Raw genomic sequence first — 14,927 nt, forward strand, 5'->3', positions numbered from 1 at the left:
ATTATGAAGGTGGACGGCCGGATTATTGTCGGCGTAGGTCGGATTATGAGTGATTTAGTGTAATTTTTCCAGCTGAATCAATAAAAAAAGCGCCTACAGTGAAAATCATCCCCGCAAGCGCTTCTATTATTAGTTAGTGGAGTTCAAAGATAATAATTCGTAAGTGATGATGGTTTTTTCACCGGTCCATTCGACTTTTTGGATCACGGCCGTTCCACTTGTATCGGATTGTTTCGTTTTTCGTACATCGATTGGGATATCGATCGGGTATAGCCGGTACCCATCTTTAGCGAGCCGGAAAATATTTTCTTCTTCGCGGGTTTCATTTCCTTTTGTAACGATCATCGTGTTGAGTTCGATGGGCATGCCCATGTGAATCTCCTCCTCTTTTCAATATGCTTGGATTATACTTCATTCTATCATTTTTCCGTTTTATTTTTCATCCAAGATGTTAAATCTTCGACTACTTTGCGGTTGACTGCAGGTGGGAAGTAATGGGTGAATTGAGTGAAATACCAGCTTTCGACTTCTTTGCCGTGCAGCTTCAATCTCTTCTCCAGACGATAGGCGTGTTCAATGGCCACATTGTCATCTTTTTCACCGTGAATGATCAGGACAGGGACATTCAATTCTTCAATCGCAAATAAGGGTGTACGGTATTCATACTGATCCGGGCATTTTGTCGGGGTGCCGCCGATGACCCGCTTCATCATCCGGCGCATATCTACCCGTTCGACATACGTTAAGAACATGTCCGATACGCCTCCCCATGTGACGATCGATGCTGCAGTCCTGCAGTGTATCCCCGTCCAAAGCGCCATGATGCCGCCGCGGGAAAATCCGAGGATATGGATGTGATCCTTGTTTACCCGCGGATGCTGTTCAAGTAGGTTGAAGCCTGATATCGCATCGTATCGATCTTCGCCTGCAAAATCCTCATCCCCCTCACCGCCTTGATTCCCACGATAAAAAGGGGCGAACACGATGAAGCCTTCCGCTGCATACTGAACGATCCTTGCAGGCCTCACCTTTCCGACATTTTTAATCCCGCCGCGTAAGTATAAGAAGGCATCATGAACTTGGCCATCGACCGGTTCGGCAAGTAATCCCTTTACCTTCAGCCCCTGTGATAGGTAAGTAACCGAATAAAGATGGATATGCGGATGCGGGGATGGGAACCGCCGTTTTGAAATGATCGTTCCGTTTTCCAAGTTCTCCCCTCCTTTCTCCTACTCTTATTGTAAAACATCCGCTTGTTTTTATCCCCTGATAGGCATTCACATTTTTCACTACCCTTCATACGATACTGTAGGCAAAATACCTATTTATCAAGGAGGAAGCAATGTTGAAAAAATGGTGTAAAGCAGGTGTCATATGTTTGCTTCTGTGCATGCTGATCATTCCGCTCGGGGCTTGTGGCAAAAAGGATACGGTCAGGGTGGCCGAAGTGACCCGCTCCCTTTTCTATACACCTCAATACGTAGCGATAGAAAAGGGATTCTTTGAGGATGAGGGCTTAAAAATTGATTTGAAAACGACGGCCGGAGGCGATAAAACCATGACCGCGCTTCTGTCCGATGGGGCGGACATCGCTCTCGTTGGCTCGGAAACATCGATCTACGTACAGTCACAAGGCTCGAAAGACCCCGTCATTAATTTCGCCCAATTAACCCAGACGGATGGAACGTTCCTTGTTTCACGTGAAAAAATCGATAATTTCAATTGGGAGATGCTGAAAGGTTCCACATTCCTGGGCCAGCGAAAAGGCGGAATGCCCCAGATGGCCGGCGAATATGTATTGAAAAAGCATGACATCGACCCAAAAACAGATTTGACCCTCATACAAAATATAGACTTTGCGAATATTGCCACGGCCTTCGCTTCCGGAACGGGCGATTTCGTACAGCTGTTCGAGCCGACAGCCAGTGTGTTTGAAAAAGAAGGAAAAGGCCATATCGTCGCTTCTTTCGGCACCGAATCCGGTCATCTCCCCTATACGGTTTATATGGCTAAAACTAGCTATTTGAAAAAGGACAAAGAAACTGTCGCGAAATTCACAAGAGCATTGCAGAAAGCACAAAAATGGGTCCAGGAACATGATGCCGCCGAAACCGCCAAAGTCATCCAGCCCTATTTCGAGGATATCAATGTCGAAACGATGGAAACAGTCATCAACCGTTACAAAGAACAAGGCTCCTTTGCCACCGACCCCATTCTGGATGAAGAAGAATGGAACAATCTGCAAGACATCATGGATGAGGCAGGCGAGCTGCCAGCACGAGTCAGCCATGATAAATTGGTGAATACCGATTTTGCAGAAAAAGCCGCAAAATAGCATAGCTACCAGTAAGGAGGATGTCCATCCATGAGCTTTTTAAAAATCCAAGACATTCACCATACTTATTTTTCAAATCAGACGGCAGCGACCGCACTCGCGGACATTTCCCTCGACATTGAAAAAGGTGAATTCGTCTCTTTTCTAGGTCCGAGCGGCTGCGGAAAGACCACCCTGCTTTCCATTATCGCCGGGCTTTTCCCGCCCACCTCGGGAAAGATCCTGCTCGAAAATAAACCATTGAACGCCGACAGTGACGCTTCCATCGGCTATATGCTGCAGCAGGATTATCTCTTTCCATGGAAAACGATAGAAGAAAATATCTTATTGGGATTGAAACTGATTAAAAAGGATGAAGGCCTTGAGAGGATAAAAACGCTGAAGCTATTAAGTGACGTTGGACTGGGAGGTACCGGGAAGCTATATCCCCGTGAACTTTCAGGCGGAATGAGACAACGCGCCGCACTGGCACGGACACTGGCGGTCGACCCAAAGATCCTGTTGCTTGATGAACCCTTCTCGGCCCTTGATTACCAAACGAAGCTCAAGCTGGAGGATCTTGTTTTTGAAACCTTGAAATCCTTCGGAAAGACAGCCGTGCTCGTCACCCATGATATCGGGGAAGCCATAGCCATGAGCGACCGCATCCATCTATTTTCCCCGAATCCTGGAAGAGTGCACAAAACATTCGAAGTACCTGATGAATTGCGCGGGCTGATGCCATTCCATGCACGCAACCATCCGCAATACCCCATTCTTTTCCAAACAATCTGGAAGGAGCTTGAGAGCCTTGAATATTGACCAACTCCATAAACAATATAAAACCTCTTTGAAAAAGGAAAACAGGCTCATCCGCCTTTATCAGATCCTGATTTTCCTTGTATTTTTCAGCAGCTGGGAGCTATTCTCCCGATTGGAATGGATCGATCCGCTCATCTTCAGCTCACCATCAAAAGTATGGCAGCTTTTCCTACAGAAGTTGGGTGATGGCACCCTGCTTTCACATTCCGGAGTGACCCTCTTTGAAACCGTACTCGGCTTCATCATTGGGACACTGCTAGGAACGGTCCTGGCATCGCTCCTCTGGTGGTCGCCCCGGTTGTCAAAAACACTGGACCCCTATCTCGTCATCTTGAATGCCATGCCCAAAGTCGCACTGGGTCCCATCATCATCGTCGCATTCGGTCCTGGCTTTCCATCCATCATCTCGATGGGGGCCATCATCTCCATCATCATCACCACCATCGTCGTCTACACCGCATTTCGCGAAGTCGACCCGAACTACCTGAAGGTGCTCCAAACATTCGGAGCTACAAGAACACAAGCATTTCGGGAAGCCATATTACCGGCATCCTTCCCGACCATCATCTCGACCCTGAAAGTCAATGTCGGCCTCTCCTGGGTCGGCGTCATCGTCGGTGAATTCCTTGTCTCGGCTAAAGGGCTTGGCTACCTGATCATTTATGGATTTCAAGTCTTCAACTTCACTCTCGTCATGCTCGCCTTGATGATCATCGCCGTCTTTGCCACCATCATGTATCAACTGGTCGAACTCCTCGAACGCAAGCTAATCAAAGACTGACACAACTGCCGATAACCGTCGGCAGTTTTCATTTTACTCCAGATTAGCTCGTGAGCTTGGATCTCGGCTACTTTCGCGATTCTGACTGCTTTCTCCTCATTTTAGGCAGTTTATTCGTGAATTTTGTCTGTTTATTCGTGAGTTTGGGCAGTTTATTCGTGAATTTTGGACTTTTACTCGTGAATTCGAATTTCTCATTCCTATTCCGGCGCTTTCTCCTCAGTTTTGGCAGTTTACTCGCCAATTCCGGCTTTTTATAGCAGGTTACCATCATTCAGCTTTGAGATGCTCCAGGGGACGATTTCATCTTTCATGATGAAGCTGAATTCTTCGCCGGGTTGGTCCGGCAATCTGTCCAAAAAGATGGGCCCGTCCGTTTCGAGATAGGTATTTTTCTTTTCGAGCTTACGTAGTTGGGCAAAGTATATTGATTTAACGAATGACTTGATTGGATCGTGAACTTTGTATTGTCCCAGGAATTGCAGTTGCTCAACGATTCCGCCTGTTTCTTCATGCACTTCCCGTATCGCTGCTTGTTCTAATGTCTCTCCTGCTTCCCGCTTGCCTCCAGGGAACTCCAAGCCCCTGCGTTTATGCTTGGTCAAGACCCATCTTCCCCTGAACCTGCTGAGCACGAAAACATGCCAGGACTCGCCAAATACGGGTTTTTCGGAGAGTTCCACCATATATCCGTTCTTGTCGAAAAACCTTTGCATATTTTCCCTTCTCTCCATATATGATATTCGACTCTTCCTTCATTATATGGATTAAAAAACGCACTATCCAGCTTGAATTTTCCTCACGGCAATAAAACGATGGCCCTCAATATTCGAGGCCATCGTCCGTTGGCTTTGCCTGTAAGATTCCCATGCTTTCAATATGCCTTCTTCCCTCTTCCGTTCCAAGTTGATGGATCATTTCATAAATTTTTTGGAGTGTGATATCCTGCTTATCATTTTCCCTGTCGAAATGATATTGCAGGTACGGGACATGGGCCCGGTAAAAATTTTCTTCGCCTACAGAATAATTGTAATCAAATAATTCGCGCAGCTGGATGACCTCATTATCTGTTGCCTCGATTTCGAAATTCCACGGGGAGCTTTCCCTATCTTGTGTGATCTCCCCGGTCGGAAGCCAGATGTAATATTTTTTCCTGTTTTCGGACACATTCATCCACCCTTTCCAAATATCATACGCTTATTTTTCACGTAATTCCCGACATCATACAATGGAAAAATTTGTTTACAGAAGTACAAAGATGTTAAATAATAGATTAAAGTATCTTTCAAAGGGTAAAACATATAATAAGCCCAAGCATCCCTTCAGATTTTTATATGCACCCAGAGGTTTTTTTGATAACCTACATATAAAGAGATAACGGATTTCTAACAAATGTGAGGTGAAAAGTTTTGAAGTTAATTGAAGAATTATACAATATGTACCGTAATAAGCTGACTGGTGATGAAGAAGATATTGATATGCTTACTTTTGCGGTTTTGGAGCAGTTGGACCGTAAGGAAATTTTCGAATTACTTCAAGAAATGGATGATCAAGAGCTAACCAATCTAATGGGCCTTTACATTATTGAAACGTTAAAAGGGAAATTTGCTCAAAATAGCATGGACGATACGAAACCTACACATTTTCCGCCACGGAATATCCATTAATACATACCTTGTCAGGTGTCCTTCTCTAGATGGATGCCTTTTTGTTTTACGCCATAAAAAAAAAGCCCTGCCGAAGCAGGGACTCTCAGCCAATATTAATGTCCTAAGTATGCACGAAGCATCCATGCATGTTTATTGAAGCTTTTCTTCATGCTTGTCAGCATATCAGCCGTAACTGGGTCTTCCTCTTCAGCAGCCTCGATGATTTCGAGGAACTCTTCAGAAAGCTTCTCGAAGTCATTGATGACGCTTTGGACCATATCCTCCGTATTTTCATTGCCTGTCGCTTCTTCAAGGGTCGTTAATTCTAAATACTCTTTAAGGGTAGCAACTGGTTTTTCGCCAATCGCCAGCAATCGCTCGGCCAATTCGTCATAATTGGCTGTGATTTCCACATATAACTCTTCCAATTTTTGGTGAAGTTCAAAGAAGTGGGGTCCATTCACGAACCAGTGGTAATTGTGGATTTTTGTGTAAAGGACACTGAAATTGGCAATTTCCTTGTTCACTAATTTTCCTAATTTTTTCTGAGCCATAAATATCTACCTCCGTAAGTTGGTTATACTTTATGATTCCCTCTAATCAGAAATTGAAACATATTCTTATCGCTCTTATGCTAAAATGAATGTAAATTGTGAACGTTAGGAGCTGTGAAGAATGATCACGGTTTTAATCATTTCCATTATTGTGATTCTGGTCGTCTTGGCTTTATCCATCCTGACTATCGGAAAAGGATACAGTTACAAGCACACCATCGATCCGATCGATCCTTTGCCCGAGGAAGAGGCGAAGAATGAAGAACCGCGAAAATAAAAAAAATCCTGTCACAAAATGACAGGATTTTTTCATTAACCGAAAACTTTATGAAGATCTTGTTTATCTTGCGCAAGCCAGAATTTCATTAACTTCTTGGCACCTTCAAGGTCATGCAGCTTTGCTTGGCCGCATTGTTTTTCATTTGCAGCAGGAATTTCCGTGATTTCAACAGCATCCTTGAATGTGTCTTCAAGGACATCGATGATTTCCGTTACTGTCGGCTCACCGCTGACAACAAGGTAATACCCCGTTTGGCAGCCCATTGGCGAAATGTCGATAATATCGAAATGGCTGTACTGCTCAGAATGCTTACGGATATTGAATGCAAGCAAATGTTCCAAAGTATGGATCGTATCCGGCTTCATCGCTTGTTTATTTGGCTGGCAAAAACGGATATCGAATTTATTGACAACACCATCTGTTCCGACCTTATGGACACCGCAATGTCTTACATATGGGGCTTTAACAGCATCATGATCTAATTCAAAGCTTTCAACTGAAGGCATTCCATTCACTCCTTAATAGTATTTCCTCTCTATTTTACCTTGAAAGACAATTTATTTCATCCTTTTAAATAAATTCTTATTATTTCCATCGGTTTTATTAAGTTTATTCCTGCTTCAACATTATTGGCACAAAGGAAAATATGCTATAATGAATGGCAGTGAATTTACGTGAAAAGAGTTGAAGGCTTTTGTTAAAAAAATTTTTAATGGGAATCATTCGTTTTTATCAAATTGCCATTTCTCCATTAAAACCGCCTACCTGCCGTTTTTACCCGACTTGTTCCCATTATGGACTGGAAGCGATCAATCGGTTCGGCCCAATTAAAGGAAGCTGGTTGGCCATTGTCCGGATTCTTAAATGTCATCCGTTCCATCCAGGCGGCATCGATCCGGTTCCGGAAAAAAAGAAAAAAGATGAAGGCCATTAGAAAAAAGCCTTGCTTTCTTCCTTGATTTTTTGTATTATACAGAAGTCAAATCGTAATGATTTCGTTTTTACACATACATTCCAAATCGTAATCAATCCGAATTAAAAAGGAGCAATTCATATGAAGAACCGAGCATGGCTTTCGCTTTTCCTGGTTATCGTGCTGCTGTTATCAGCCTGCGGAAACTCAAAGGAAAAAAATACCGCTGATTCAAAAAAGGATACCTTGGATATATATACGACGGTTTATCCCCTGCAATACTTCACGGAGGCAATTGGCGGGGAATACGTTAACGTCGATACCGTTTATCCTCCCGGAACGGATGAACATTCGTTTGATCCTTCACAAAAGGATATCGTAAAAATGGCGAAATCGGACCTATTTTTCTATATCGGCTATAATCTTGAAGGTTTCGTAACGAAGGCCGAGCCGATTTTAAGCAAAGAGGGAGTCGCCACGGTCGCTATAGGTGAAACGGTCCACTTGGATGCAGCTGAGCATGCACACGAAGATGAGCACGAGCACGCACATGAAGAAGACGGTCATGATCACGGCGGGGTCAATCCCCATTTGTGGTTGGATCCGATTTATTCCATTGAAATGGCAAAAAGCATCAGGGATGAGTTGACGAAGCAAATGCCTGAGAAAAAGGAATATTTCAACAGCCATTTCAACGAGCTTGCTAAAAAGCTGAACGCACTTGATGAAAAATTGGCAACGACAATCGAGGCTGGCCGGACCAAAAAGATCATCGTTTCCCATTCCGCATACGGGTATTGGGAGGATCGCTACGGCCTTGAACAGATTGGTGTCACAGGGTTAACGTCATCCAATGAGCCTTCCCAAAAGGAACTGGCAAAAATCGTAACCATGGCGGATGAGGAGGATTTGAACTATGTCATCTTTGAGCAAAATATCAGTTCTAAACTTACCGAGATCATCCAAAAGGAAATGGGAGCGAAATCGCTGACGCTCCATAACCTTTCCGTACTGACGGATAATGATATTAAAGCTGGTGAAGATTACTTCAGCTTAATGGAAAAAAACATAAAAACATTGCAAACGGCATTGCAGTGATTAGAAAAAAAAAGAAGCGGATCCCGATTGGGCCGCTTCTTTTTTCTGGTTATTCTTCTACATACTTCTCACGGATAACTTCCATCTTCCTCATCAATTCCGGTCCTATGATCGATTCGAATTCCGGATAGATGACGGTCAGCCCGTTCATCCATTCTTTCTTTTCTTGGTCAGATAATTCATAGATGTCGATATTCGATTTTTGCTTGATTTCCCTGAGCTGTTCCTGATTCAATTCATTCGATTTGACCCACAGCCATTTCGTTGTATCATCCATTGCCCGTTGAATCTGCTTACAGATATCCGGAGGAAGCTGATCCCAAAACGGCTTGTTTACCAATACGACATAGCCTAAATATCCATGATCACTGATGGTTAAGTATTTTTGCACCTCATATAATTTCTTCGAATAGATATTCGAAATCGTATTTTCCTGGCTGTCCGTTTTGTTGATTTCAAGGCTCTTGAACGTATCATTGAATTCCAGCTCCGATGTCGATGCCCCAAAGTGCTCGAATTGGCTTTCGAGGACTGCACTTGGCATGATCCTGAAATTCTTTCCTGATAGGTCCTCGGGATGCCGGATCGGTTCATTGCTTGTCATTTGCTTGTAATTATTCGACCAGAAAGCAAGTCCTTCAATATCAATCACATTCATCGACGTAAGCAGCTCTTCCCCCACTTCCCCATTCAAGGCTTCCTGCAAGGCAGCGTCCGTCGGAAAGACGTAGGGAAGATCCAAAAGCAGCCATTTTTTTGATAGATTCGTAACTTTGGAAGTAGTAGGTGCTATCATCTGCACCTTGTTTTTTTGTAATGCATCGATTTCTTCATGATCGCTATATAAAGATTGATTCGGATAGACCTCTATTTTGACACGATGGTCGGTATATTCATCAACAAGGTTGGCAAACCGGTTCGCAGCCAGCCCTTTAGGCGTATTCTCGGCAACGACATGGCTGAATTTAATGACGATTTGGTCCTCCATCCCCTCCTGTTCTTCATCGCTCGGCAGATTGAAGCCGAAGCTTGCAAAGAACGATTGAAACGAGATATACACCGCTATCAGAAGTCCCATGCCAATTAACAGGAAATACCCCCATAATTCTCGCATTTCGACAGCTCCTTACCGCTCACTTCACATGATATCTATTCTATCACAGCCTTTTTCCTGTCGTAATACAATGCGCGAAAAATAGCGAAAAGAGGCAAAAATTCTGGTACTATTAAGTTTAGAAGTACTGGAGGAACACTCATGGAAAAATCCTTTCATATGCCCATTCAACTAAAAATCACCCTGCTGTCATTCGTAATCGTCGCTTTTTCGATACTTATAGGCGGAATTTTTATATTTGGCAATATCGTTTCCGTCAGGGAAGATGAAATCGGCAAACGCTCGATGATCACTGCCCATACGATCGCAGAGCTCCCGGATGTCCAAAAATGGGTCCGGGAACCTGAAGGCTGGATTCAGCTGAACCCGATCATTGAAAACCTGAGGAAAATCCATCAAGCAGATTATATCGTTGTCCTGAATAATCAGCATATACGCTATTCCCATCCTGTGTTCAGCCAATTGGGGACCACGTCCAACAGCACCGATGAAAGTGCAGCATTCGCTGAACATGAATATCTTTCAAAGGCAGCTGGGGAGCTTGGCATTTCCTTACGTGCCTTCGTTCCAATCCTGGATGACGATAACGAGCAGATCGGTGTCGTTCTTGTCGGGAACATTTTGCCGACGATCCCGGAGCTAATCAAGGATTTGAAGGGTGAAATCGCGATCATCCTCTTTCTTACACTCTTGTTCGGTGTTTGCGGCTCCTGGCTCATGGCAAGGAGAATCAAAAAAGAAACCTTTCAACTTGAACCGCATGAAATTTCACGGATGTTAGTCGAAAGGACAGCTGCCTTCAATGCCATGCATGAAGGGGTGATCGCCATTGATAACAATCAGATCATCACGATCTTCAATGAAAAGGCGAAGCAGATGCTCGATATCAGCGGGGATGTCATCGGCCGGAATATCAATGACATCATCCACGACACCCGGCTTCCCGAAGTGCTCGATCGGACTTCCCCGATCTTCAATCAGGAAATATCCGTTCAGAACAGGAATATCGTCAGCAACCGGGTGCCCATCAAGATTGCCGATAAGACCATCGGGGCCGTCGCGATTTTCCAGGATCGGACCGATGTGACGAAGCTAGCTGAAGAGTTGACCAGCGTCAAGGCATTCGTCGAAGCCCTGCGTGTTCAAAACCATGAACATATGAACAAACTCCATACGATAGCAGGATTGATCCAGCTTGGGAATCTGGACGATGCATTGCAATATATTTTTCAAATCACCGAAGAGCAAGAGGAATTGACCAGATTTTTAACGAAGCACATTCACGATGATAATTTAGTGGGGCTCATCTTAAGCAAGATTTCTTTGGGACGTGAACTGGGAATCGAACTCATCATGGATAAGCACACGAAATTGGACCGTTTCCCTGCCGATATGGATCATCATGATTTTGTTTTGATTATCGGGAACCTGATTGAAAATTCCTTTGCCGCTCTAAAATACTGCGCAGAAGAAACTAAGCAGGTTTATCTATCGATCTACCAGGATGAACATCATTGCCAAATCGTACTGGAGGATAACGGGCCAGGCATCGACGAGGGCATACATGGAGAGATATTCGATTATGGATTTACGACAAAAGGTGCGGACGGATCTGGAATTGGGCTTTATCTAATAGATCAAATCGTAACAAAAGCGAAGGGCGAACTGAAATTCACGACGCGTCCCGATGAAGGAACCAGCTTTTTTCTTACTTTTCCGATGCATGACATAGAGGAGAATCAACATGACTAATAATATTCGTGTACTTTTAATTGAAGACGACCCAATGGTCCAAGAGGTCAATAAACAGTTCATTGAGCGCCTGCCTGCCTTTACAATCATTGATACGGCTTCAAATGGGCTTGAAGGGCTGGAAAAAATCAGGCAATTCGCACCCGATCTTGTCATTTTGGATATCTTCATGCCTTCTTTAAACGGAATCGATACACTTTATCAGATTAGAAAAGAACGAATCGATGTGGATGTCATCATCATTTCGGCGGCCAATGACCAGAAAACCATTCGAAAAATGATACAAAACGGGGCTTTCGATTATTTAATCAAGCCATTTAAGTTCGAAAGGCTAAAACATACGCTGGAACAATATTTTGCTTTTCGGATGGAGGTTGAACCGGACCATCACATCTCTCAAACTGAGCTCGATCGAATTCTCTTTCAAAATGAAATACCTTCTGAGGCGGTTCCGAAATCCGAAGTACCCAAAGGATTGAATGGTGCGACACTTGAGCAGGTGACGAAGTTCATAAAAAACACACCTGGATCTTTATCGGCGGAAGAGGTCGCTGACGGGATTGGCATTGCCAGGGTGACAGCCCGGCGTTATCTGGAATACTTACATGGCGAAGAAACGCTTTTGCTTGATGTTCAGTATGGCAGCATCGGCCGCCCAGTCAATCGGTATCGGCTCAAAAAACCTTGACCACCTGCATCGGGGACCGGACAAAAGGTAAACGGTTCCCTTCCATCGATCCATTCACGCTCCTGTCTTACGATCATATAGTCCCCACTTTCTCTTCAACAGAAACAGTTCGCATTCCGCCAGCGCCGTCACTTCTTTAATGACGCAGTCGGGCATGCCCCTTCTTAACAGAATTTCCGCAATCAAGTACGGTTTTTTCATTTTCCCCTTCCTCCCTTATTTTCTATATTTTATTTAATTATACAAAATAATCCACTAATAAAAAAATAGACAAAGCCCCATTTTCCGAAAAAAAGGAACTCGGTCCAAATGAATATATTTGAAATAAACGAATATAGAATCGGGAATTCACTGCATGCAAAAGAGGCAAGGCTTGCCCCCCTTCTGCTGTTTTCACCTGTATATTTCACTGTACGTGGTCAAATCCCTGAGCCGCTTTTCATTGATCGAAAAACCGATTCCGGCCCTTTCAGGGACCTGGATCATTCCACCCTCGACGACGACTTCAGGTTCGATGATATCTTCTTCCCAATAGCGGGAAGAGGAGGAAATGTCCCCAGGAATCGTGAACCCCTTCAATGTGGCAAGCGCAATATTATGTGCACGCGATATGCCAAATTCAATCATTCCGCCACACCATACCGGTACGCCATTTTCCGCACAAAGATCATGAATCTTGACAGCTTCCGTCCATCCGCCCACTTTTGCCATCTTGATGTTGATTACCCCGCAGCTCCCAAGTGAGAGGGCACTATTGGCATCATGATAGGAATTGATGCTTTCATCCAGGCAAATCGGAGTCTGCAGCTGTTTTTGCAATCGGGAATGTTCAACGATGTCGTCATGTCCCAGTGGTTGCTCAATCATCATCAGCTTATAGTCATCAAGCTGTTGCAGATGGGGGATATCATCAAGGGTATACGCTGAATTGGCATCCGCCATCAACGGGATATCGGGATAAGCACCGCGAATTTGCGATAAAAACTCGATATCGTGACGAGGATCGATTTTTATCTTATATCTTTGATAACCCGATTGGGAAAAGCCTTCAATCTGGCGCATCGCCTCTTCCACATCATGGGAAGCGATGACCACGCCTGCGGCGACCTCGCTTCGTTCACCGCCAAACAACCGTCCGAGATAGATTTCCTCCTGCTTCGCATATAGATCGACGATGGCCTGTTCCAATGCCGACTTTGCCATCGCATTCCGTCTGATCCCGCTCCATAAGCTCTGCAGCTCCCCGGGATGCCGGGGCTTACTTGCCAATGTCAACGGAATCAAGAAATCCTCCAGCATATGAAAGCATGTTTTGATCGTTTCCTCGGTGTACCAAGGACTCGAAAAGGGCACCGCTTCCCCGTATCCAATCAGCCCATCTTTATCTTGGGCTTCGACAATGATGACTTCCCTGTCGTTCACGGTTTCGAGATGCGTCTTGAATGGCTGCTTTAAAGGGGCCTTGATGACCTTTAGCGTAATGGACGATACCTTCATTGCCACTCCTCCATTCCCTTCTTCAGTTCCCTTCTCAGCAGCTTGCTGGCCCCATTTCGCGGAAGACTCTTGCAAAAAATCACGTTCCGGGGGATTTTATATGAAGCCAGGGATTGCCTGCAATAATCAAGCAGGTCGCTCTCACTTAGCTCCGCCCCTTGATGCAAGACGACAAAAGCGAGCGGAACCTGTCCCCATTTTTCATCTTCGGTCCCCGTCACTCCCGCTTCGAAAACATCAGGATGCTTACCGAGGACATTTTCAATTTCGGCCGGATAGACATTTTCACCGCCGGAGATGATTAAATCCGATCGCCGGTCAAGAACATATAAAAAGCCATCTTCATCCAAGTAACCAAGATCTCCCGTATAAAGCCAGCCGTCACTAATCGCCTGCTGTGTGGCATCCAGCCGGTTGAAGTAGCCTTTTGTCACATTCGGACCCGAAACAACGATTTCCCCCGCCTCACCAGGTCCGGACACCTTGCCATCCTTCTCGATCCGTAGCTGCGAAGGAAATAATGGTTTTCCTGCCGAACCGATTTTCGTCATGCTGTACTCCGGAGCCAGCGTCACGATCTGAGAAGATGTTTCCGTCATCCCATATGATTGATAGACCGGGATTTTTTTTTCCTTGCAGGCTTCCAGTAAATGAATGGGCGCAGGTCCTCCGCCTAACAGCATGCAGCGAAAGTCGTCTGGATAGCTTGCTCCTTTCAAATCATGCACCATCCTATTAAGCATCGTCGTCACGACCGAAATGATCGTCACGCCATTTTCCTGGATTGCCTTGTTCGCTTCCCGTTCATCGAACCGCTCGGCCAAGACGACCTTCATCCCATAAATCACGCTTTTCATCAGGATGGAAAGACCGCTGATATGAAAGATAGGAACCGCACAATACCAGGTATCCCCCTCGTGCAATCCAAGGTTCAACACCGATCCGACGGCACTCCACCAATGATTGCCGAAAGATTGGATCACACCCTTTGGATTTCCTGTCGTGCCCGATGTGTACATGATCGTAGCGGTATCCTCCAGATAAAACTCCTGAAGGATCTCTGCCGTTCTTTCATTTGGCAATTGTTCGAAAAAAAGAAGGGGCAACTCAAGAAGATTCCCCGCCATATCATCAAGCTTGCTTGCGAAGGAGCCTTCAGAGAGCAAATAGGAAGCACCGCTGTCCTCGACCTGCCACGACAATTCCTTTGCCGTTAATTTATTATTCAGCATCACGATCTTCACACCGAGATAAAATAGGGCATGGATGGTGATGACGCCGTCAATATGATTACGGAGCAGCACTGCGCATGAATCGCCAGCCTTGAGACCGGCGCTGGCCAGCCTGCGTGCCATTTTCTCCGTTAATGTATGCAGCTCCAGAAAGCTATACGTCTGACCTTCAAACTCGATGGCCGGGCGATCTGGTGAAAGATGAGCCCGGTTCTTGAGCCAGTTTGGCAACT

At 45.0% G+C, this 14,927-nt stretch carries 19 protein-coding genes; 9 read left to right on the forward strand and 10 right to left on the reverse strand.

The window, feature by feature from the left end:
* Positions 1–129: 129 nt before the first annotated feature.
* Entirely contained in the window at positions 130–372 is a 243-nt protein-coding gene (locus tag CVN76_RS16920; protein ID WP_061142075.1) for a DUF2584 domain-containing protein, read from the reverse strand.
* A 47-nt stretch (positions 373–419) separates the two neighbouring features.
* Positions 420–1,211, reverse strand: a complete 792-nt coding sequence (locus tag CVN76_RS16925) for an alpha/beta hydrolase family protein (RefSeq protein ID WP_100532232.1) — start codon at positions 1,209–1,211, stop codon at positions 420–422.
* 131 nt (positions 1,212–1,342) lie between these two features.
* On the opposite strand from CVN76_RS16925, the gene CVN76_RS16930 reads away from it, so the two are divergent.
* Genes CVN76_RS16930 through CVN76_RS16940 form a run of 3 tightly spaced genes read left to right on the forward strand, consistent with a single transcriptional unit; the run spans position 1,343 to position 3,917 of the window.
* Positions 1,343–2,335, forward strand: a complete 993-nt coding sequence (locus CVN76_RS16930) for an ABC transporter substrate-binding protein (protein WP_100532233.1) — start codon at positions 1,343–1,345, stop codon at positions 2,333–2,335.
* 30 nt (positions 2,336–2,365) lie between these two features.
* A complete protein-coding gene (locus CVN76_RS16935) occupies positions 2,366–3,136 on the forward strand; it encodes an ABC transporter ATP-binding protein (protein WP_061142078.1) in 771 nt (256 codons plus the stop codon).
* A complete protein-coding gene (locus CVN76_RS16940) occupies positions 3,126–3,917 on the forward strand; it encodes an ABC transporter permease (protein WP_232732297.1) in 792 nt (263 codons plus the stop codon). The genes CVN76_RS16935 and CVN76_RS16940 overlap by 11 nt, the downstream gene beginning before the upstream one ends.
* Before the next feature lie 254 nt (positions 3,918–4,171).
* Here the strand turns inward: CVN76_RS16940 and ytkD are convergent, their stop codons facing one another.
* Complete coding sequence (gene ytkD / locus CVN76_RS16945) at positions 4,172–4,633, reverse strand: RNA deprotection pyrophosphohydrolase (RefSeq protein WP_100532235.1); 462 nt, start codon at positions 4,631–4,633, stop codon at positions 4,172–4,174.
* A 106-nt stretch (positions 4,634–4,739) separates the two neighbouring features.
* A complete protein-coding gene (locus CVN76_RS16950) occupies positions 4,740–5,090 on the reverse strand; it encodes a hydrolase (RefSeq protein ID WP_198512585.1) in 351 nt (116 codons plus the stop codon).
* Between the two features lie 236 nt (positions 5,091–5,326).
* Here CVN76_RS16950 and CVN76_RS16955 point away from each other — a divergent pair, with 236 nt between their 5' ends.
* Positions 5,327–5,584 (forward strand): DUF6154 family protein, encoded by a 258-nt coding sequence (locus CVN76_RS16955; RefSeq protein ID WP_057915644.1) that lies wholly within the window; start codon positions 5,327–5,329, stop codon positions 5,582–5,584.
* 95 nt (positions 5,585–5,679) lie between these two features.
* On the opposite strand, the gene CVN76_RS16960 is transcribed toward CVN76_RS16955, so the two are convergent.
* Entirely contained in the window at positions 5,680–6,120 is a 441-nt protein-coding gene (locus CVN76_RS16960) for a Dps family protein (protein WP_061142082.1), read from the reverse strand.
* A 121-nt stretch (positions 6,121–6,241) separates the two neighbouring features.
* Here CVN76_RS16960 and ytzI point away from each other — a divergent pair, with 121 nt between their 5' ends.
* A complete protein-coding gene (ytzI, locus tag CVN76_RS16965) occupies positions 6,242–6,397 on the forward strand; it encodes a YtzI protein (protein ID WP_081092389.1) in 156 nt (51 codons plus the stop codon).
* 35 nt (positions 6,398–6,432) lie between these two features.
* On the opposite strand, the gene CVN76_RS16970 is transcribed toward ytzI, so the two are convergent.
* Positions 6,433–6,906, reverse strand: a complete 474-nt coding sequence (locus CVN76_RS16970) for an S-ribosylhomocysteine lyase (RefSeq protein ID WP_061142083.1) — start codon at positions 6,904–6,906, stop codon at positions 6,433–6,435.
* Between the two features lie 206 nt (positions 6,907–7,112).
* Here CVN76_RS16970 and yidD point away from each other — a divergent pair, with 206 nt between their 5' ends.
* Together yidD and CVN76_RS16980 are read left to right on the forward strand one after the other, a co-directional pair.
* Positions 7,113–7,334 (forward strand): membrane protein insertion efficiency factor YidD, encoded by a 222-nt coding sequence (gene yidD, locus CVN76_RS16975; protein WP_397251469.1) that lies wholly within the window; start codon positions 7,113–7,115, stop codon positions 7,332–7,334.
* 120 nt (positions 7,335–7,454) lie between these two features.
* Positions 7,455–8,411, forward strand: coding sequence for a metal ABC transporter solute-binding protein, Zn/Mn family (locus CVN76_RS16980; protein WP_100532238.1), 957 nt, complete (start codon positions 7,455–7,457; stop codon positions 8,409–8,411).
* Positions 8,412–8,460: 49 nt separating this feature from the next.
* Here the strand turns inward: CVN76_RS16980 and CVN76_RS16985 are convergent, their stop codons facing one another.
* On the reverse strand, positions 8,461–9,525 hold the full coding sequence (locus CVN76_RS16985) for a DctP family TRAP transporter solute-binding subunit (RefSeq protein WP_100532239.1): 1,065 nt from the start codon (positions 9,523–9,525) through the stop codon (positions 8,461–8,463).
* A 141-nt stretch (positions 9,526–9,666) separates the two neighbouring features.
* Here CVN76_RS16985 and CVN76_RS16990 point away from each other — a divergent pair, with 141 nt between their 5' ends.
* Both CVN76_RS16990 and CVN76_RS16995 read left to right on the forward strand, forming a co-directional pair.
* Entirely contained in the window at positions 9,667–11,277 is a 1,611-nt protein-coding gene (locus tag CVN76_RS16990; protein WP_157805688.1) for an ATP-binding protein, read from the forward strand.
* Complete coding sequence (locus tag CVN76_RS16995) at positions 11,270–11,965, forward strand: response regulator (RefSeq protein WP_100532240.1); 696 nt, start codon at positions 11,270–11,272, stop codon at positions 11,963–11,965. The genes CVN76_RS16990 and CVN76_RS16995 overlap by 8 nt, the downstream gene beginning before the upstream one ends.
* Before the next feature lie 54 nt (positions 11,966–12,019).
* Here CVN76_RS16995 and CVN76_RS31090 read toward each other — a convergent pair whose 3' ends face one another.
* The 3 genes from CVN76_RS31090 to CVN76_RS17005 all read right to left on the reverse strand — a co-directional run bounded on the left by CVN76_RS31090 (position 12,020) and on the right by CVN76_RS17005 (position 14,925).
* Positions 12,020–12,166: a hypothetical protein gene (locus CVN76_RS31090; protein WP_157805689.1), complete on the reverse strand. Its 147-nt coding sequence runs from the start codon at positions 12,164–12,166 to the stop codon at positions 12,020–12,022.
* A gap of 192 nt (positions 12,167–12,358) precedes the next feature.
* Positions 12,359–13,462: an o-succinylbenzoate synthase gene (gene menC / locus CVN76_RS17000; protein WP_100532241.1), complete on the reverse strand. Its 1,104-nt coding sequence runs from the start codon at positions 13,460–13,462 to the stop codon at positions 12,359–12,361.
* Positions 13,459–14,925, reverse strand: a complete 1,467-nt coding sequence (locus tag CVN76_RS17005; protein ID WP_232732300.1) for an o-succinylbenzoate--CoA ligase — start codon at positions 14,923–14,925, stop codon at positions 13,459–13,461. The genes menC and CVN76_RS17005 overlap by 4 nt, the downstream gene beginning before the upstream one ends.
* Between the last annotated feature and the right edge of the window lie 2 nt (positions 14,926–14,927).

The organism is Bacillus sp. mrc49 (genome assembly GCF_002803435.1).